Annotated in this window: 15 protein-coding genes; 8 read left to right on the top strand and 7 right to left on the bottom strand. The window is 43.3% G+C overall.

The window, feature by feature from the left end:
- Positions 1–105: 105 nt before the first annotated feature.
- The 7 genes from groL to miaB form a co-directional block, all read right to left on the bottom strand.
- Positions 106–1,737, bottom strand: coding sequence for a chaperonin GroEL (gene groL, locus ZOBGAL_RS05470; protein WP_013992528.1), 1,632 nt, complete (start codon positions 1,735–1,737; stop codon positions 106–108).
- Positions 1,738–1,843: 106 nt separating this feature from the next.
- A complete protein-coding gene (locus ZOBGAL_RS05465) occupies positions 1,844–2,122 on the bottom strand; it encodes a co-chaperone GroES (RefSeq protein WP_013992527.1) in 279 nt (92 codons plus the stop codon).
- 145 nt (positions 2,123–2,267) lie between these two features.
- On the bottom strand, positions 2,268–2,630 hold the full coding sequence (secG, locus tag ZOBGAL_RS05460) for a preprotein translocase subunit SecG (protein ID WP_013992526.1): 363 nt from the start codon (positions 2,628–2,630) through the stop codon (positions 2,268–2,270).
- A 7-nt stretch (positions 2,631–2,637) separates the two neighbouring features.
- Positions 2,638–3,558 (bottom strand): hypothetical protein, encoded by a 921-nt coding sequence (locus ZOBGAL_RS05455; protein WP_013992525.1) that lies wholly within the window; start codon positions 3,556–3,558, stop codon positions 2,638–2,640.
- A gap of 55 nt (positions 3,559–3,613) precedes the next feature.
- Positions 3,614–4,132: an LptE family protein gene (locus ZOBGAL_RS05450; protein ID WP_013992524.1), complete on the bottom strand. Its 519-nt coding sequence runs from the start codon at positions 4,130–4,132 to the stop codon at positions 3,614–3,616.
- Positions 4,133–4,178: 46 nt separating this feature from the next.
- Positions 4,179–5,447, bottom strand: coding sequence for a sigma 54-interacting transcriptional regulator (locus ZOBGAL_RS05445; protein WP_013992523.1), 1,269 nt, complete (start codon positions 5,445–5,447; stop codon positions 4,179–4,181).
- A 29-nt stretch (positions 5,448–5,476) separates the two neighbouring features.
- Positions 5,477–6,922: a tRNA (N6-isopentenyl adenosine(37)-C2)-methylthiotransferase MiaB gene (gene miaB, locus ZOBGAL_RS05440; RefSeq protein ID WP_013992522.1), complete on the bottom strand. Its 1,446-nt coding sequence runs from the start codon at positions 6,920–6,922 to the stop codon at positions 5,477–5,479.
- Positions 6,923–7,064: 142 nt separating this feature from the next.
- On the opposite strand from miaB, the gene ZOBGAL_RS05435 reads away from it, so the two are divergent.
- The 8 genes from ZOBGAL_RS05435 to porN all read left to right on the top strand — a co-directional run bounded on the left by ZOBGAL_RS05435 (position 7,065) and on the right by porN (position 17,921).
- Entirely contained in the window at positions 7,065–7,796 is a 732-nt protein-coding gene (locus ZOBGAL_RS05435; protein ID WP_013992521.1) for a hypothetical protein, read from the top strand.
- Between the two features lie 113 nt (positions 7,797–7,909).
- Positions 7,910–9,184: an LVIVD repeat-containing protein gene (locus tag ZOBGAL_RS05430; RefSeq protein ID WP_013992520.1), complete on the top strand. Its 1,275-nt coding sequence runs from the start codon at positions 7,910–7,912 to the stop codon at positions 9,182–9,184.
- Positions 9,185–9,305: 121 nt separating this feature from the next.
- Positions 9,306–11,798, top strand: coding sequence for a type I DNA topoisomerase (gene topA, locus ZOBGAL_RS05425; RefSeq protein WP_013992519.1), 2,493 nt, complete (start codon positions 9,306–9,308; stop codon positions 11,796–11,798).
- Positions 11,799–11,910: 112 nt separating this feature from the next.
- A complete protein-coding gene (locus ZOBGAL_RS05420) occupies positions 11,911–13,068 on the top strand; it encodes a formimidoylglutamase (RefSeq protein WP_013992518.1) in 1,158 nt (385 codons plus the stop codon).
- A gap of 123 nt (positions 13,069–13,191) precedes the next feature.
- Positions 13,192–14,547 carry a T9SS ring complex lipoprotein PorK/GldK gene (gene porK / locus ZOBGAL_RS05415; RefSeq protein WP_013992517.1) on the top strand — a complete coding sequence of 452 codons (1,356 nt, stop codon included), beginning with the start codon at positions 13,192–13,194 and terminating at the stop codon, positions 14,545–14,547.
- Positions 14,548–14,686: 139 nt separating this feature from the next.
- On the top strand, positions 14,687–15,343 hold the full coding sequence (gene porL / locus ZOBGAL_RS05410; protein ID WP_013992516.1) for a type IX secretion system motor protein PorL/GldL: 657 nt from the start codon (positions 14,687–14,689) through the stop codon (positions 15,341–15,343).
- Positions 15,344–15,399: 56 nt separating this feature from the next.
- On the top strand, positions 15,400–16,959 hold the full coding sequence (gene porM / locus ZOBGAL_RS05405; protein ID WP_013992515.1) for a type IX secretion system motor protein PorM/GldM: 1,560 nt from the start codon (positions 15,400–15,402) through the stop codon (positions 16,957–16,959).
- Between the two features lie 59 nt (positions 16,960–17,018).
- Positions 17,019–17,921 carry a type IX secretion system ring subunit PorN/GldN gene (gene porN / locus ZOBGAL_RS05400; protein ID WP_013992514.1) on the top strand — a complete coding sequence of 301 codons (903 nt, stop codon included), beginning with the start codon at positions 17,019–17,021 and terminating at the stop codon, positions 17,919–17,921.
- Positions 17,922–17,944 lie beyond the last annotated feature (23 nt).

Raw genomic sequence — 17,944 nt, 5'->3', positions numbered from 1 at the left:
GTTTGTATAGGTGCATAAAAAAACCGCTCTTGAATGTACAAGAGCGGTTTAATATTATAATATTGAAGCACAGGCCAATTAGGAATCGGCTGTGGTGCCTCGCTACTACATCATACCTGGCATTCCGCCTCCACCCATTGGTGGTGCAGCAGGAGCATCTTCTTTAATGTCTGTCAAGGCGCATTCGGTAGTTAAGATCATACCGGCAACAGATGCGGCATTCTCCAATGCAACACGGGTTACCTTCTTAGGATCGATAATACCTGCTTTGAACATCTCAACGTATTTTTCAGATTTGGCATCGTAACCGTAATCAGCCTTGCCGTCCAATATTTTGGCAACTACTACCGAACCTTCGCCTCCAGCATTGGAAACAATGGTGCGAAGTGGAGCTTCAATGGCACGGGCAACAATCTGTAGACCAGTTTCTTCGTCTGCGTTTTCAACGCTTACTTTTGAAAGAACGGTTTTGGCACGAACCAAGGCTACACCACCACCGGCAACGATACCTTCTTCAACGGCAGCTCTAGTGGCATGCAAAGCATCGTCAACACGATCTTTCTTCTCTTTCATTTCAACTTCAGAAGCGGCACCAACATAAAGTACGGCAACACCACCGGCCAATTTGGCCAAACGTTCTTGAAGTTTTTCTTTGTCGTAATCAGAAGTTGTAGTCTCGATTTGAGATTTGATTTGGTTTACTCGGGTCTTGATGTCTTTTTGAACACCACCTCCATTAACAACGGTTGTGTTGTCTTTGTCGATAGAAACTTTTTCACAAGTACCCAGCATATCGATAGTGGTATTGTCTAAAGAGAAACCTCTTTCTTCAGAGATTACCGTACCACCGGTCAGGATAGCGATGTCTTCCAACATAGCCTTTCTTCTGTCACCGAAGCCTGGAGCTTTAACAGCGGCAATTTTTAGGGATCCGCGAAGTTTGTTTACTACCAAGGTAGCCAATGCTTCACCGTCAACGTCTTCGGCAATGATCAATAAAGGTTTACCTGATTGGGCAACGGGCTCCAATACGGGAAGCAAATCTTTCATTGAAGAGATTTTCTTGTCGAACAACAAGATGTATGGGTTCTCTAGGTCCGCAGTCATTTTCTCGGAATCGGTCACAAAATATGGGGAAAGGTAACCTCTGTCAAACTGCATACCTTCAACAACGTCAACGTAAGTATCGGTTCCTTTGGCTTCTTCAACGGTGATTACACCTTCTTTACCAACCTTACCGAAAGCCTCGGCGATCAATTCGCCAATGGTCTCGTCGTTGTTGGCGGAAATAGAAGCAACTTGCTTGATTTTTTCTGAAGAATCGCCAACTTTTTTAGATTGTTTGGCCAGGTCTTCAACAATAGCATCAACAGCTTTGTCTATACCTCTTTTCAAATCCATTGGATTTGCACCTGCAGCTACGTTCTTCAAGCCTTCTTTTACGATAGCTTGGGCAAGGACAGTGGCGGTAGTGGTACCGTCACCTGCAAGGTCGTTGGTTTTGGAAGCAACTTCCTTAACCATTTGCGCACCCATGTTCTCAAGGGCGTCGGCCAATTCAATTTCCTTTGCAACTGTAACACCATCCTTGGTTACCTGTGGGCCACCGAAAGATTTACTGATGATTACGTTTCTACCTTTTGGTCCTAAAGTTACTTTAACTGCATTTGCCAATGCATCGACACCTCTTCTAAGGCCGTCGCGTGCATCGATATCAAACTTTATATCTTTTGCCATAATATATATTACTATTAGTTTTTTCCACCGGGGTGGATATTTTTTAAATTGATCTTATTGTTTCATAAAAAATTCCTGTGGTTAACAACAGGAATGACAAAAAAAATTAGATAATGGCCAAAACGTCACTTTCGCGCATCATAAGATAATCAACGCCTTCAAGCTTAAGCTCTGTACCAGCATATTTACCATACAATACAGTATCGCCAACTTTTACTGTCACCTTTTCGTCTTTGGTGCCAGGCCCTACGGCAACAATTTTGCCTTGTTGAGGTTTTTCTTTAGCCGTATCTGGAATGTAGATACCCGATGCTGTCTTGGTTTCAGCAGCCATAGGTTCGATAAGAACCCTATCTGCCAATGGTTTAATGTTTACTTTTGCCATATTTTTAGTTTTTAGTTTGAAAAATTATATTCTCGAATTCCTATTGGGCAGAAATTATGCCATTAGCTGAAAACTGACACATTGTTAAACCAAAAATGCCAGCTTGTCACTAAGCTGGCATTTTCGTATATGATTATGTGTGTTTTTATAAGCTGTCGGCAGGACTACTTGTCGGTGCAGGTGCCTCTTGTGGCACAGTTTCCGGTAGAGCTTCTGGAACAACGGTCTCAATGCCGTCTCCGTTTAAGAGTTTAGAGTCCATGTCGCTATAGTTGCCTTTAAGGGCAACGTTAGAGGCTAGAATTAAAACAACGAGTAGTATGGCTAACGTCCATGTACTTTTGTCGAGGAAATCCCCTGTCTTTTTTACACCGCCTACGATTTGACTGCCGCCACCACCAAAAGAAGATGATAGTCCGCCACCTTTAGGGTTTTGAACCATGATGACCAATATCAGCAAAAAGCAAACTATAATGATAAGTATTAAAAAAATGGTAAACGTACTCATAGCTACCTTACTTGTTTTCTTGTTGTAATTTTTCCACCGCTTTTATTCGGTCTGCAAAGAAACCACTTTTTTCCGGATATTTCAAACTTAAAATTTTGTAAGATTGAATTGCTTTTTTATATTTTTTTTGTTCCAAATAAACCTTGGCCAAGGTTTCGGTCATCAGTTCCTTTTTGTCAAGGGTTAGCGAAGTTTCAATGGCTATCTTTTGAACGTCTTTTTTGGGTTTGATTTTTGGGTTCTCGGCGATGAACTTGTCGATCAGCTCGAACTTCTTTCTTTTTAAGATTTCTTCCTCCAAAGGGAATTCTATGGCCTTGGGCTCTTCCTTGGCAGAGGTTGGTGTATTTTCTTCCGCTTCGGTTTCGTCGGTGTTGCGGTTTACCGATTTAAAGGTGGTAAGCTGTAACCATTCGGCGAAGGAGTATTTTTCCCTTTTGGTAAAGGGTAGGGGTTCGCCCAGTTCCAGGTTTTCGGAGGCATTTCTTTTTGCTTCCGCAATTTCCTCATCGATTTTAGGGTCTTTCGATTGAAAGAGCTGAGGGTCTAAGAGTTTTTCGGCATCGGCCGATGTTAGTGGGATAGGGGTTTCGCTTTTTTCGACCGGAACCACTTCTTCCGAAATGGTCTCGGTGTCGGCTAGGCCCATCGTCTTGCCCGAAATTTTATCGGCAATGGTATTTTGTAAAAATTCTTCCGAAGTAATAAAATCAAAAAGAACATCGCGATCTGTGGTATAGGCCGCCGTTACTTTTAGGGCATTGTTGTATTTAAAACTGTTGAGGTTTTTTAGGCCCTTTAGGTGCAGCGCCCGTGCTGCCTGAAAGTACGGATACTCTTTAAGCACATCTTCCAGCTGTTTGGTCTGAAGCGGAGAGACCACCTTGTCTGGGTGCTGTAAAAGGTATGTAAAATCTTGTACGTTCATTTTAAAGGGTACTATATATAAGGTACTGTTGATTCTTTGTGCCTGGCGAAAAAAATTACCAATCGGCCAATGAGGCGTTGAATATATCTTGGGTGATTCTTTCGAAAATTACTTCCAAGGCCTCCGTCTTTACCGCAGAGAGTTGTGAGTTGGCCGGGTAGTCATAGAAAAACGAAAAACGTTGTTCGAAATCGGCATCTTCTTTTGTCTTATTATAGAAACGGACGTTTACTGCCATCGATAAGCGGTTTTGGGCCGCGGTCTGTTGGGCCGTGGCACTCATGGGCGAAATGCGGAACTCTACAATTTCCCCTTCGTAAAGCAGGTCGCCATTGGAAGATGTAAGGTCAAGACTGGTCTGGTTCAAGATACGGTCTTGAAGTGCCAATGTAAAGTCTCTTTCGAGTCCGGGCTCGAACGTAGAGCCGGGGTTCTGTGTGGCGTAGTTCTGAAAGGTGGGTATCGTAAAAGTAGTGGCGGTACCCACGTTGCCCCCTGTAAAATTATAGACGCCACAGCCGCTTAGGCTTAAGCATAGAACTAAACAGAGTATGGTGTATGTGTTTTTTTTCAAGGTCTCGTTTAAATATTAAGGTTGTAACTGTATCGCTTTAGGGGTGCTACAGGTCGTATTGTTTTATTTTACGGTATAGGGTGCGTTCCGAAATGCCGAGTTCGGCGGCGGCCGCCTTGCGTTTTCCGCGATTGCGTTCCAGTGATTTTTTTATAAGTTCAACTTCCTTTTCCTGTAAAGATAAGGTTTCTTCTTCTTGAATTTCTTCGGCAAAATGATACTTGTCTTCCATCACGGGCTTGGGAGTGTGCTTTTCCATTCGTGATTCGGGCAAGTGTAGTACTTCTAAAGGGGTGCGTTCGTCTTCCTCGACTTCTTCGCCATTGTCGCCATAGATTTTTTTGATAAGGCCTTCGTTTTCCTCTTGTACCTTTTCACCATCGCTGTTCTTCATCAGCTCCAAGGTGAGTTTCTTCAGGTCGTTAAGGTCACTTTTCATGTCGAACAAGACCTTGTAGAGAATTTCCCTTTCGTTGCTAAAGTCGCTTTCCGATTTTTTTTGGCCTATGACCGCGGGTAGGTTTGAGCTACTGGCATTGGGTAAGTAACCGTTGAGGGTTTCCCACGATACATTTCTGCTTTCTTCGAGTACCGAAATCTGTTCGGCTATGTTTCTTAGTTGGCGGATGTTTCCGGGCCAGCGGTATTTTAACAAAAGATCTACGGCATCGTCGTCTAGGCGTATGGTGGGCATTTTGTACTTCTGTCCGAAATCGGAGGCGAATTTTCTAAAAAGCAAATGAATGTCGCCCTGTCGCTCGCGCAAAGGAGGAATATTGATTTCAACCGTGCTCAACCTGTAATATAGGTCTTCCCTGAATTTTTCCTTTTTTATGGCATCGAGCATATTCACGTTCGTGGCCGCTACAATACGCACATTGGTCTTTTGAACCTGGGAAGAACCCACTTTTAGGAATTCGCCGTTTTCTAAAACGCGAAGTAACCTTACTTGGGTGGTTAGCGGCAATTCGCCCACCTCGTCCAAAAAGATCGTTCCCCCGTCGGCAACTTCAAAATAACCGCTTCGGGTTTGGGTGGCACCGGTAAAGGCCCCTTTTTCGTGTCCAAAGAGTTCACTGTCGATCGTGCCCTCGGGTATGGCCCCACAGTTTACCGCAATGTACTTTGCGTGCTTTCTATGGGAAAGGGAATGGATTATTTTCGGAATGGCCTCTTTACCCACACCACTTTCGCCCGTTACCAAAACGGAAATATCGGTCGGGGCCACTTGAATGGCCTTCTCTATGGCACGGTTGAGCTTGGGGTCGTTGCCAATAAGCTCAAATCGTTGTTTTATGGCTTGTATGTTCTCCATCTTAGTCTGCAATTCGTGGGCTGTTGGATTTAGTTGTTTTCTGAATATCCCACGGCCTCTCCAATGAGGGTGGCCGAGGTACAATCGTCCATTCGTACCATGACAAAATCACCTACTTTATAATTTTCTTTAGGGAAAACTGCAACGGTGTTCTGTGAGTTTCGGCCCATGAAATGCTCGTCCGATTTCTTGGAAGTGCCTTCGATCAACACCTCTTGAACCTTACCAAGATGCTGTTCGGTGCGCTCTTGGCAATGTTGTCTTTGAAGGGCGATGATTTCGGAAAGCCTTCTTTTTTTGATTTCCTCGGGAACGTCATCTTCCATTTTGCGTTCGGCCAATGTTCCCGGTCTTTCGGAATAGGCAAACATGAAGCCGTAATCGTATTTTACATACTCCATCAATGAGAGGGTGTCTTTGTGATCTTCTTCCGTTTCCGTAGGGAAGCCGGTGATCATATCCTGTGAAATGGCGCAATCGGGAATGATCTTGCGAATGTTGTCTATAAGCTCAAAATATTCCTCACGGGTATGCAGCCTGTTCATGGCCTTTAAGATGCGGTTGCTTCCGCTCTGTACCGGAAGGTGGATGTAGTTGCAGATATTGTCGTACTTGGCCATGGTATGTATGACGTCAAGGGTCATGTCCTGGGGGTTTGAAGTTGAAAAACGAATACGCATTTTGGGCTGGGCCAAGGCTACCCTTTCCAGCAATTGTGAAAAGTCTACCGCGGTGGCCTTTTGCATGTCCGATGCTTTTTCGAAATCTTTTTTCAAACCGCCCCCGTACCATAGGTAGCTGTCTACGTTTTGTCCGAGTAAGGTAATTTCCTTAAAACCTTTGCTCCAAAGGTCGTTGACCTCGTCTATGATAGACTGCGGGTCACGACTGCGTTCACGGCCACGGGTAAAGGGAACCACGCAAAACGTACACATATTGTCGCAGCCTCTTGTGATCGATACAAATGCGGTTACTCCGTTGGTGTTGAGCCGCACCGGGGCAACATCGCCATAGGTTTCGTCTTTAGAGAGAATAACGTTTACGGCACTACGGCCTTCGTCGATTTCTTGGATCAGATTGGGCAGGTCTTTATAGGCATCGGGGCCTACGACCATGTCCACTATTTTTTCTTCCTCTAAAAATTGGTGTTTAAGGCGTTCGGCCATACAGCCCAGTACACCTACTTTCATATGTGGCCTGTCTTTCTTGATGGCATTGAATTTTTCCAATCGCTTGCGAACGGTAAGTTCGGCCTTTTCGCGTATCGAACAGGTGTTTACCAATACCAGGTCGGCCTCCTTTAGGTTTTGTGTGGTATTGAAACCTTCGTTGGCCAATATCGATGCGACGATTTCACTATCTGAAAAATTCATCTGACACCCATAGCTTTCAATATAGAGTTTTTTGCTATTGGCGTTTTTATCTTCAATGGTCAGGGTAGTTCCCTGAAGCGATTCGTCTATAATTTTCTCCATATCTAAGCTTACCTTTCTAATATAACGGGCAGCAAATATAGGGCTTAATACAAGTTTGTGACAAATTGACAGTGAATTTTAATATTATTTTACAACTGTACTCGTGTCAAGATCTTTTTATCTTAGGCGAAAACTAAAAATTATGACCTTGAACCAGCTTACCGAAAAAATAGAACAGAACCCTATCCTCGATTTTGGCACCGTCTTTAGTAGCGCTATTGAGCTTTTTAAAAAAGTATGGTTGCAAGGGTTTATAACGATCTTGTTGACTTTGGTGCTAATGATTCCCCTTTACCTGATTTTTTATGTTCCCTTTATTGTGCTGGGAGTCAGTAATCCCGCTACGTTCGAAAGTGATGTGATGGCACCTGTAATGGGTTTGGCCATGTTTCTTCTGATGCCTGTGTTGATCTTGGGGGTTATGACCATATCGGTGGCCCTAAATGCGGCCTTTATGAGAATTTGTAGGATGAAAGACCTAGGGATTTCAGAACCCGAGGATTATTTTTATTACTTGAAAAATGGCAGATGGAAGAAAAGTTTGGGGCTGGGGCTTTTAATGTTGTTGGTGGCCATAGCGGGAATGTTGCTTTGTGGTGTCGGATTAATATATGCCATGGTACCCCTGTCCCTGTTACCGGCATTTTTTGCGTTTAACGAAGAATTATCTTCGATAGATATACTAAAGGCTTGCTTTAAATTGGGCAACAAGAATTGGTTCATTATTTTCGGATTGATCATTCTTTCGGGTATAATGGCCGAGCTTGGTATTGTACTTTGTGGGGTGGGAATATTCTTTACCGCCATGTTCTCTAAGATTCCTACCTATTATATGTATAAAAATGGTGTCGGTTTCAAAGAGGATGGGGTCTAGCTTGTCGATATAACTTTTTAGGAAGCTACGCAACGTTACATTGCTTGGCGCATCTGATTGGTAGATAGGTCGATAGGGTATCGACCGTTTTTCAACCAATCAAACCAAAAACTATGAAAAAGACCCTAGGTTTAGTATGGGTAATTGCTGTGCTGGCCTTTATCGGCTGTGCCGATGATAAAGACGATGCCCAAGGGGGCGAGTATCTTGTGGCAACACCCATTACTGCCGATTTAAAACAGTTTAAAGAGGAGGCCGTTGCCGTTACCGAGCCTGTGCCCATCAAAGAATCGGGTAAAATCTACGCCTATAAAGATTATGTTTTCGTTAACGATGTAAACCGGGGCTTTCATGTAATCGATAACAGTAATCCCGTAAACCCGCATGCCATTTCGTTTATCAAGTTGGAGGGGAATTATGATATCTCCATCAAAAATGACCACCTATATGCCGATAGTTATGGCGATTTGGTCATTATGGATATTTCGGATATCAATGCAGTTAAGATGGTGAAGCGAATGGAAGGGGCCATCTACCAGCAATTTTGGTGTACCGTAGGTTTTGATGTCGATTGGCCACAGGCCGATTTTTATGATTATGAGGGTTTCGATGCCAGTAAGGAAGCTATTGTTGGATGGGAGGTAAAGTCGCAACGCCTTTCGGAAGAAGAGCTTCAGGATAAATACGGGGTCGGCGGTCCCAATGGCGACGTCGCCTTTAGTAACACTAGTTCCGAGACGGGGCAGGGTGGATCATTGGCGCGGTTTAAGATCGTAGACGATTATCTGTACGCGGTAGAGTGGTCCAGTATCAGTGTCTTTGATATTTCCGATTTGAGTGAACCCAAGACCTTAGAGGATGTTTATGTAAACGGGGCGATCGAGACCATATATAATCAAGGGGATATATTGTTTATAGGAGGTACCCAAGGTATGTATATCTACGATATCTCATCGCCTGAAAAACCGAAGTACGTTTCAGAATTTGTCCATGGCACGGCTTGTGATCCTGTAGTGGTCGATGGCGATTATGCCTTCGTTACCCTAAGGGGCGAAAACTCCTGTGGGAACACCGAGAGCGGACTCTATATCGTTGATGTTTCAAATTTGGCGAGTCCTGAACTGGAGAAATTTTATCCGTTGGAAGGTCCTTATGGTATAGGTTTTAAAGATAGTTGGCTTTTTGTTTGTGATGGGGATGATGGCCTAAAGGTGTATGACAAGACCGATGTAAATGATTTAAAATTGGTAAGCCACTTTAAGGACATTGTGACCTATGATGTGATTCCCCTAGAGGAATCCCTGTTGATGATAGGTGATAAAGTGCTGTATCAATATGTGTATTTGAACGATAGCATTCGATTGCTGAGTACCTTCGATTTGAAGTAAATTTATGGTAAACGAATTTGAAACGCCCCTATTTACGGGGTGTTTTTTTTATGTCTAATATATAAGGTATGGCAGCTAATTAAAAAAATCAATTACTTTTGTTTTATCAAACAAACCATGAATGGCTAAGAATTTAGTAATAGTAGAGTCACCTGCAAAGGCAAAAACGATAGAAAAGTTTTTAGGAAAGGATTATAAGGTAGAGTCCAGTTTCGGGCATATTGCCGATTTACCTTCCAAAGAACTAGGGGTAGATGTCGAGAATGATTTTAAGCCCAAATATATTGTCGATAAAGACAAGAAAGCCTTGGTGAAAAAACTTGGGGATTTGGCCAAGAAAGCGGAAACAATATGGCTCGCAAGTGATGAAGACCGCGAAGGAGAAGCCATTTCCTGGCATTTAGCGGAAACCTTGGGCCTAGATAAAAATAAGACCAAGCGTATTGTCTTTAACTCCATTACCAAGTCTGCCATACAGAAAGCGATAGAAAATCCGCGAGAGATCAATTATAACTTGGTCAATGCCCAACAGGCCAGAAGGGTGTTAGACCGCTTGGTGGGGTACGAGCTTTCTCCCGTGTTATGGAAAAAGATCAAACCGGGACTTTCGGCCGGTAGGGTACAATCCGTTGCCGTTCGTCTTATAGTGGAACGGGAAAGGGATATTGAGGCCTTTACAGCAGAAGCGTCCTTTAGGGTGTCGGCAGAGTTCAAGACCCTTGAGGGTAGTGTGTTTACGGCAAAATTGAACAAAACCTTCCCTACAAAAGAAGAGGCACAGGCCTTTTTGAACGAAAACATAGGGGCTGATTTTTCAGTTGGGAACCTAGATAAAAAACCCGCAAAAAAGTCGCCATCGGCACCTTTTACCACCTCTACCTTACAGCAGGAAGCTTCAAGAAAGCTTTATTTTTCGGTTGGTAGAACAATGCAAGTGGCACAGCGTCTATACGAGGCGGGGCTTATCACCTATATGAGAACCGATAGTGTGAACCTTTCGGGGGAAGCCATAGCGGCGGCCAAAGATGCCATTATAGACAACTACGGTGAAAAGTACAGTACCGTCCGTAACTTTAAAGGGAAGTCGAAAGGGGCACAAGAGGCTCACGAGGCCATTCGACCCACGGATATAACCAATCAATCGCCATCACTTGAGCGCGACCAGTCTAAATTATACGAATTGATTTGGAAGCGTACCATAGCCTCGCAGATGAGCGATGCCCAATTGGAACGTACGAACGTAAAAATTAAGGCAAGTACCCATTCAGAGCTATTTACGGCCAATGGGGAGGTCATTAAGTTCGATGGTTTCCTTAAGGTGTATATGGAAGGCCTTGATGAAGAAGATGTGGCCGAAGAGCAAGAAGGAATGCTTCCTGCCATGAAAGTGGGCGAAGCTTTAAAAAACAATTATATTACCGCGACCGAACGTTTTTCAAGGCCGCCATACCGCTTTACCGAAGCATCTTTGGTGAAAAAGCTCGAAGAACTAGGTATTGGTCGACCGTCTACATATGCGCCGACCATTTCCACTATTCAGAATAGGGGCTATGTAGAAAAAGGAACGGTTGAGGGTACGGAACGAAATTATGTGCAGTTGCTTTTGGAAGCTGGTGCCGTAAAAGAGAAAAAACTCTCTGAAATGGTCGGTTCCGACAAAGGTAAGCTGGTGCCTACCGATATCGGTATGATCGTAAACGACTTTTTGGTAAGTCATTTTGCCACGATCCTTGATTATAATTTTACCGCCAAGGTAGAGGAAGATTTTGATGAGATCGCCGAGGGAGAAGAAGATTGGCAGAAGGTGATGAGGGATTTTTACAAAGATTTCCACCCGAATGTACTCGATGTGCAAGAAAATGCCGATCGAGCCAGTGGCGAACGTATTTTAGGCGAGGACCCTAAAACGGGCCGTCAAGTGTCCGTTCGTTTGGGGCGTTTTGGGCCTATGGTTCAAATGGGTACCGTTGATGATGAGGAAAAACCCAAGTTTGCAAGCCTTTTGCCCGAACAGTCCTTGACCACTATTACTTACGATGAGGCAATGGAGTTGTTCAAGCTTCCGCGAAAGCTAGGGGTTTATGAAGGAGAGGAAATCGAGGCGAATGTAGGTAGGTTTGGACCTTATGTGCGTTTTGGGAAGAAATTCGTGTCCCTGGAAGCGGGAGAGAGCGCCTTCGACGTAAACTTCGACCGTGCGGTCGAGTTGATAAAGCAAAAGCAAAAAGCCGATGCCCCCATCTATACCTATGAAGGTAAGGAGGTAACGAAAGGAACCGGAAGGTTCGGGCCTTTTATCAAATGGGACGGTATGTTTATTAACGTTAATAAGAAATATGATTTCGATAACCTTTCGAATGATGACCTTATTGAGTTGATTGAAGCTAAAAAACAAAAAGAAATCGATAAGGTAGTGCAAAACTGGCCTGAAGAAGGTATACGTATCGAAAAGGCACGTTGGGGCAGGCACAACATTATAAAAGGTAAGGTAAAGGTAGAGCTGGCCAAGACCGTTGATGCGGCCAAGATGTCTTTGGACGAGGCCAAAAAAATGATCGAACAGAAAACGCCGAAGAAAAAAGCAAAGGCTAAGCCCAAGGCCAAAAAGAAATAGCTTGTGCCGATAGCTTCGTCCTTTAGGGCGGGTTTTATAAACGAAAATGAAAAAAACGGAGGCGCATTATATGCGTCTCTATGGTTTAAACACAAATAATCTTTCAAGATAAATGGCATTTGATTTTTTGGTTCCAGTAGAAGATAAAGTAATTGCCCACTGTGAACTATTTGCGGCCCAGTCTTTGGGCAAGCATACAAGGTTGCACACCACAAGGGACGGTATTCCCGACCTAGAGGGGGTGTCTATTGCCATTCTAGGTGTGAAAGAATCGAGAAACGCTTTTGAAAAGAAGACCGAAAAGCTCGATGTCTCGGCTATACGGATTCAATTGTACAAGTTGTTGTTGGGCAACTGGGATTCAAAATTGGCCGATATGGGCGATATTGAGGAAGGAGCAACGGTAGAGGATACGTATTTTGTAGTAAAGAATACCTTGGCGGCCCTTCTCGAGAAGAAAATCATACCTATAGTAATAGGGGCGACCCAAGACATTACCTACCCGGCTTACCGGTCGTTCGACGGTATTATCGACTTGGTCAATCTCGTGGCGGTAGACAGTAGGTTCGATTTTGGAATGGACGACGAGCTGATTTCATCGCATTCGTACATGAGCAAGATCATTACCGATAAGCCCAATAACCTGTTCAACTTTTCCAATATCGGCTATCAGAGCTATTTTAACGCACAAGAGGAAATCGATCTGATGGAGCGTCTGTTTTTTGATGCCTATCGTTTGGGTGAACTGGGTTCCGATATTAGCTTGGCCGAGCCGGTGCTGCGCAACGCCCATATGATCAGTATGGATGCCCGTGCCGTAAGGGCAAGTGAAATAGGATTGTCTGATAACTTTTCGCCCAACGGTTTTACCGGGCGCGAGATATGTGCCATTGCCAGATATGCGGGAATAAGTGATAAAGTAAACATATTTGGACTCTATGAAATGGAGAATACCAATCAATCGTGTCAGCTGATGGCCCAGATAATTTGGTATTTCATCGAAGGTTATAATTTTCGAAGAAACGAATCGCCATTTGAGAGTAGTGAAAACTTTACCAAGTATATTGTTCCAACAGACACCGAGGAGCTTACCTTTCACAAGAGTCACCTGACCGATAGGTGGTGGGTAGAGGTCCCTTCTATTTTGACGCCGCATACTAAATCAAATTCGGTGGCGTTATTACCATGCACCAAAAAGGACTATCTGGAAGCATGCGACCAAAACATTCCTGAGCGGTGGTTCAAGGCCTATAAAAAAGGTTTTAATTGAGTTGAAAAAAAATATAGTATAATTGCCTTCAATACAATAATTTGATCAAATCACAGTTTTAGAGTGTAGAATTAAATCATAGTATTTGCAGTTAGTAACCAGAATCGAAATTTAACCTAAAGTATGAAAAAGCTATTGTTATCATCTATAGCGTTTGTTTTTTTGCTCAGCAGTTGCGGGTCAAAAACCAAAGGAGAGCTAGTCGGGGTCCAAGGAAAGAAATGGTACCCTGAGAAACCTTATGGTATGGAGCTCATTCCAAGAGGTTCCTTTATCATGGGTAAATCCGAAGAAGACCAGGCTAAAGTTCTGAACGCACCAACAAAGACCGTTACGGTCAGATCGTTCTACATGGATGATACCGAGATTACGAACAGCGAGTATCGTCAGTTCGTAGAATGGGTGCAGGATTCCATTACCAGGACGCGATTGGCCATATTGGCCGACGAACTAGGTTTGGGGCCGGAAGACGGAGGTATTGGCGAGTATGCGTTCAAGGATGCGGACACAACAAAACTTTCAGCTTACGACAAGTACATGTTGGACAATTATGCCGGCATGGGCGAAACTGGTTTTGAAGGTCGCGCTTTGAACAAAGAAGAAGATTTGATCTGGGATATCTCTGAATATCCAGATGAGTATTATACCGAGGTTATGGATTCCTTGTACATTCCCGAAGAGGAATCGTATAACGGTCAGCGTACTATCGATGTAACCAAATTGAAGTACAAGTACAGCTGGATGGATATCGAAGCTGCCGCCCGTTCTAGAACCGGAAGCAGAAAAGATTTTATCCGTCAGGAAGAACTTGAAATCTATCCAGATACAACCGTTTGGATCCGTGATTTTGAATACTCGTACAATGAACCGATGCACAACGATTACTTTTGGCACGATGCGTACAGCGAGTATCCTGTAGTCGGGGTGTCTTGGCAGCAAGCCAGGGCCTTCTGTAACTGGAGGACCAAGTTCAAGAACGATGACCAAAAAAGTAAAGGCAAGCAATTTGTAAACCAGTTCAGGTTACCTACCGAAGCTGAATGGGAATATGCTGCCAGAGGTGGTATCGAAGGAGGAACCTACCCATGGGGCGGACCTTACGTGATAAGCGATACAGGTTGCTTTATGGCAAACTTTAAACCACAACGAGGCGATTATGCGGCCGATGCAGCTTTATACACTGTAGAAGCGAAATCATATGAGCCTAACGACTTCAACCTTTACAACATGGCCGGTAACGTGTCTGAATGGACCAACTCCAGCTATGATCCATCATCTTACGAATTCGTTTCTACAATGAACCCCAACGGTGGCGACGGGGCAAATGCTAGAAAAGTAATACGAGGTGGTTCTTGGAAAGATGTTGCTTACTTCCTACAGGTAAGTACAAGAGATTACGAATATGCCGATTCGGCACGTAGTTACATCGGTTTCAGAACGGTACAGGATTATATGGGAGAAGAAGATTCAACACAATAGAACACCTACGTTTTATAGTTTATTTCAAATACACAAATACACCCTCGGATTTTTCAAGCCATTGGAAATGACGAAAACAAATCAAACAGTAAACCAAATCTTTATTATTAACATTAAATTTCAAATTAAATCTTAAATTATGGCACAGTCAAAATCAACAAAAAAGTTATTCAACATGGCCTACGGTCTTGGAGCGTCGGTAGTAATTATTGGTGCGTTATTCAAGATACTTCACTGGGAATTCGGACCTTTAACAGGTGGTCTTCTTTTGGCGATAGGTCTTATCACTGAAGCTCTTATTTTTGCCATTAGTGCATTTGAGCCTGTAGATGACGAGTACGATTGGTCTTTAGTATATCCAGAATTGGCCGGTGGTGCTTCTTCAGGAGTTGCTAGAAGTAACGAAGCCCAGGAAATCAAGGAAGCTGAGGCTTCATTGTCCGCTAAATTGGACAACTTGCTAAAAGAAGCCGGTGTTGATGCCAGCTTAATGGAGAGCCTTGGTTCTAGTATCCGCAACTTTGAAGGTGCTGCCAAAGGTATTGCCCCAACGGTTGACGCTATGGAGTCTACAAGAAAATATTCTGAGGAAATGGTTCAGGCCGCAGCCCAGATGGAATCTTTGAACAGCTTGTACAAAGTACAGTTGGAAAGCGCTAGCAAACAAGCTTCGGTAAACGAAGAAGTTGTACAGAACGCATCTGCCCTAAAAGATCAAATGGAGTCATTGGCTACCAACCTTTCTTCTTTGAACGGAGTCTACGGAGGTATGTTGACTGCAATGAACAGAAACTAATTAGAGATTAGTTAACCCCAAATCGAACAATTAATCAAATCTAATTAGAAAAAAACATGGCAGGAGGAAAAGCAACACCACGTCAGAAGATGATCAATCTTATGTATTTGATCTTCATCGCTATGCTGGCGTTAAACATGAGTAAAGAAGTACTTGCAGCTTTCGGTATTATGAACGAAAAGATGGAGGCTTCTAACGCAAAGACCACAGAAAGTAACCTAGCTTTCTTAGATGGTCTAGAAACTAAAGCTTCCGAAGATTCGGAGAAATACGGAAAGCTTTATCAAGACGCCCAAAAAATCAAGCAATTGTCGCAAGATTATTACGACTATCTTGAGGGTCTTAAACAAGGAATGACAGAAGGTCTGGAAGATGCAAAAGATTATGCACGAATGGACAATTCCGATTTCTTAGATCAAAAATTCTTTCAAGGCGATAATCTTTCCGAAGGTGGAAAGGAGTTTATGAAAAGAATCAATGATTACCGTACACAAGTTGCGGCTATCGTACCAAAGGATTTGAAAGAATCTGTAAATGTCCGCTTCAAGACCGGTGATGAAAACGGTCAGGAAGTAAAAAGGGACGGTACAAAACAAGATTGGATCAATTACCACTACGAAGGATATCCCTTAGTAGCTTCTTTAGCCAAGATTACTGCGCTTCAAGCAGACGTTAAGGCCACTGAGGAAGACGCTCTGAAAAGAATGTTGGAAGGTGAGTTGACCAGCCAAGTATCACTTAAGAATTTTGCAACATCGCTACAGGCTAGTAAGTCTGCCTTTTATGCCGGTGAGAAGTACGACGGTAAGATTATCATTAGTAAAACCGATAATTCTTCTACACCAGTAAAAGCTGAGTTGACCCTTGATGGAAGAAAACTTTCTGAAGGTACCGACTATAAATTAGAGGCCGGTGGTGTTAAAATGTTGATCGGTGCAGGTGCTGCAGGTGATCACGTTGTAGAGGGTACATTGTACTTTAAGCAAGATGGCGAAGAGATTCCCGTACCGGTTAAGAATAGTTTTGCTACTATTAGCAAGCCTAATGCTGCTTTGATCGCTGCCGATAAGATGAACGTTGTTTATCGTGGTGTAGCTAACCCAATGAGTATTTCTATACCTGGTATACCTAATAACAAAGTTAACGCTTCTGCACCTGGTTTGAAATCAGTAGGAGGTAGCAAGTATGTTATGAACCCTGGTACAGGTAGAACGGTTACGATTACCGCATCTGGTAAATTACCCGATGGTCAGACCATATCTTCTAAATCTGAGTTCAGGATTAAGGATATTCCAAGACCTGCCGGTTCTGTAAGTAAGCAGACAGGTAGTGCTAAAATGCCTAGGGCCAACATGGAAATCGCTACTATCGGTGCAATGTTAGAGGACTTTGATTTTGACTTGAACCTTGCCGTTAGCGGATTTAAGTTCAAGGTTCCTGGTCAGCCTACCGTAAGCGTAAACGGAAACAGATTGAACGCTAATGCCAAGTCGGCCCTTAAAAGAGCCAAAAGAGGTGATGCTGTTCAGATATTTGATATCCAAGCTTACATTACAAATAACAAGAGTTATAAATTGAAGAAAGTATCTCCGGTTGTAGTGGAGATAACAAACTAATAACAACTAGTAAAACCGAGCGGTCTTCTGATCGCTCGGTAATTTAAAATTTTACAAACATGAATTGGAAAAATGCTTTAGTAATTGGTGCAGTAACTTTGTTACCGGTTTCCATGATGGCGCAGGCGAACATCTTGAACGCCAAAAAGCCCGAGGAAATAGGTGTCAAGACCGAAGCTCAGAAAGCTTTGGACAATGATGCTCCCCTTGAGTATGGTTATGTTGATGATCGTGATATCCTTTGGTCTAAGACCGTTTGGGAAGTTATTGATCTTGACGAAAGGGTGAACTTCCCCTTATACTACCCTACTGACACTATCGATATAGGCAACGACAGAAGATCATTGTACGATGTGCTTATTAAGAACATCAAAAATGGTAGACTGAAAGATGTGTATGCGGATTCTTATTTTACCGATAAACGAAAGTTTAGTGATCTTGAGAGTACACTGCAAAAGGTAGATACTACCGATTACGGTTACGAACAGATCAATGCTGGGGAGGAATTGTCTCCTGAGTATGTAATGAAGAGAACCCTTACCGCAGCCGATATTGAGGAATACCGAATTAAAGGTATGTGGTATTTTGATAAACGTCAGGGAGAGCTAAAGTACCGCTTGTTAGGTATAGCCCCGGTTGCCCCGGATGTTAACTTTATTGATGATGACTCTATGGATCCCAGTGATGCCAAGGTTGAGCTTTTTTGGGTATGGTACCCAGATGCCCGACAGATATTGCATGAGGCCAAAGTCTTCAACCAAAGAAACTCTGCACAGCCTATCTCTTTTGATATGTTGCTTAACGCAAGACGTTTCAACGGTGTAATCTATAGGGAAGACAACGTTCATGGCGATCGAAAGGTAAACGATTATATCACCGACAACGCCTTGTTCCAATTGCTTGAAGCCACTAGGATTCAAGAGGTCATTAGAGACCGTGAACAAGATATGTGGGCTTACTAGACCCTAGAACATTCCAATTCAAA

Source organism: Zobellia galactanivorans (assembly GCF_000973105.1).
Taxonomy (GTDB): Bacteria; Bacteroidota; Bacteroidia; order Flavobacteriales; family Flavobacteriaceae; genus Zobellia; species Zobellia galactanivorans.
The sequence above is the reverse complement of the archived record's forward strand: the minus strand, read 5'-3'. Positions and strand labels throughout refer to the sequence as shown.

Excerpts from the sequence above, each read along its gene's own strand:
- porL (WP_013992516.1), top strand. The coding sequence starts at position 14,687 with ATGGCACAGTCAAAATCAACAAAAAAGTTATTCAACATGGCCTACGGT.
- groL (WP_013992528.1), bottom strand. The coding sequence starts at position 1,737 with ATGGCAAAAGATATAAAGTTTGATATCGATGCACGCGACGGCCTTAGA.
- ZOBGAL_RS05420 (WP_013992518.1), top strand. The coding sequence starts at position 11,911 with ATGGCATTTGATTTTTTGGTTCCAGTAGAAGATAAAGTAATTGCCCAC.
- porN (WP_013992514.1), top strand. The coding sequence starts at position 17,019 with ATGAATTGGAAAAATGCTTTAGTAATTGGTGCAGTAACTTTGTTACCG.
- porK (WP_013992517.1), top strand. The coding sequence starts at position 13,192 with ATGAAAAAGCTATTGTTATCATCTATAGCGTTTGTTTTTTTGCTCAGC.
- miaB (WP_013992522.1), bottom strand. The coding sequence starts at position 6,922 with ATGGAGAAAATTATAGACGAATCGCTTCAGGGAACTACCCTGACCATT.
- ZOBGAL_RS05445 (WP_013992523.1), bottom strand. The coding sequence starts at position 5,447 with ATGGAGAACATACAAGCCATAAAACAACGATTTGAGCTTATTGGCAAC.
- topA (WP_013992519.1), top strand. The coding sequence starts at position 9,306 with ATGGCTAAGAATTTAGTAATAGTAGAGTCACCTGCAAAGGCAAAAACG.
- ZOBGAL_RS05465 (WP_013992527.1), bottom strand. The coding sequence starts at position 2,122 with ATGGCAAAAGTAAACATTAAACCATTGGCAGATAGGGTTCTTATCGAA.
- ZOBGAL_RS05455 (WP_013992525.1), bottom strand. The coding sequence starts at position 3,558 with ATGAACGTACAAGATTTTACATACCTTTTACAGCACCCAGACAAGGTG.
- ZOBGAL_RS05435 (WP_013992521.1), top strand. The coding sequence starts at position 7,065 with ATGACCTTGAACCAGCTTACCGAAAAAATAGAACAGAACCCTATCCTC.
- ZOBGAL_RS05430 (WP_013992520.1), top strand. The coding sequence starts at position 7,910 with ATGAAAAAGACCCTAGGTTTAGTATGGGTAATTGCTGTGCTGGCCTTT.
- secG (WP_013992526.1), bottom strand. The coding sequence starts at position 2,630 with ATGAGTACGTTTACCATTTTTTTAATACTTATCATTATAGTTTGCTTT.
- porM (WP_013992515.1), top strand. The coding sequence starts at position 15,400 with ATGGCAGGAGGAAAAGCAACACCACGTCAGAAGATGATCAATCTTATG.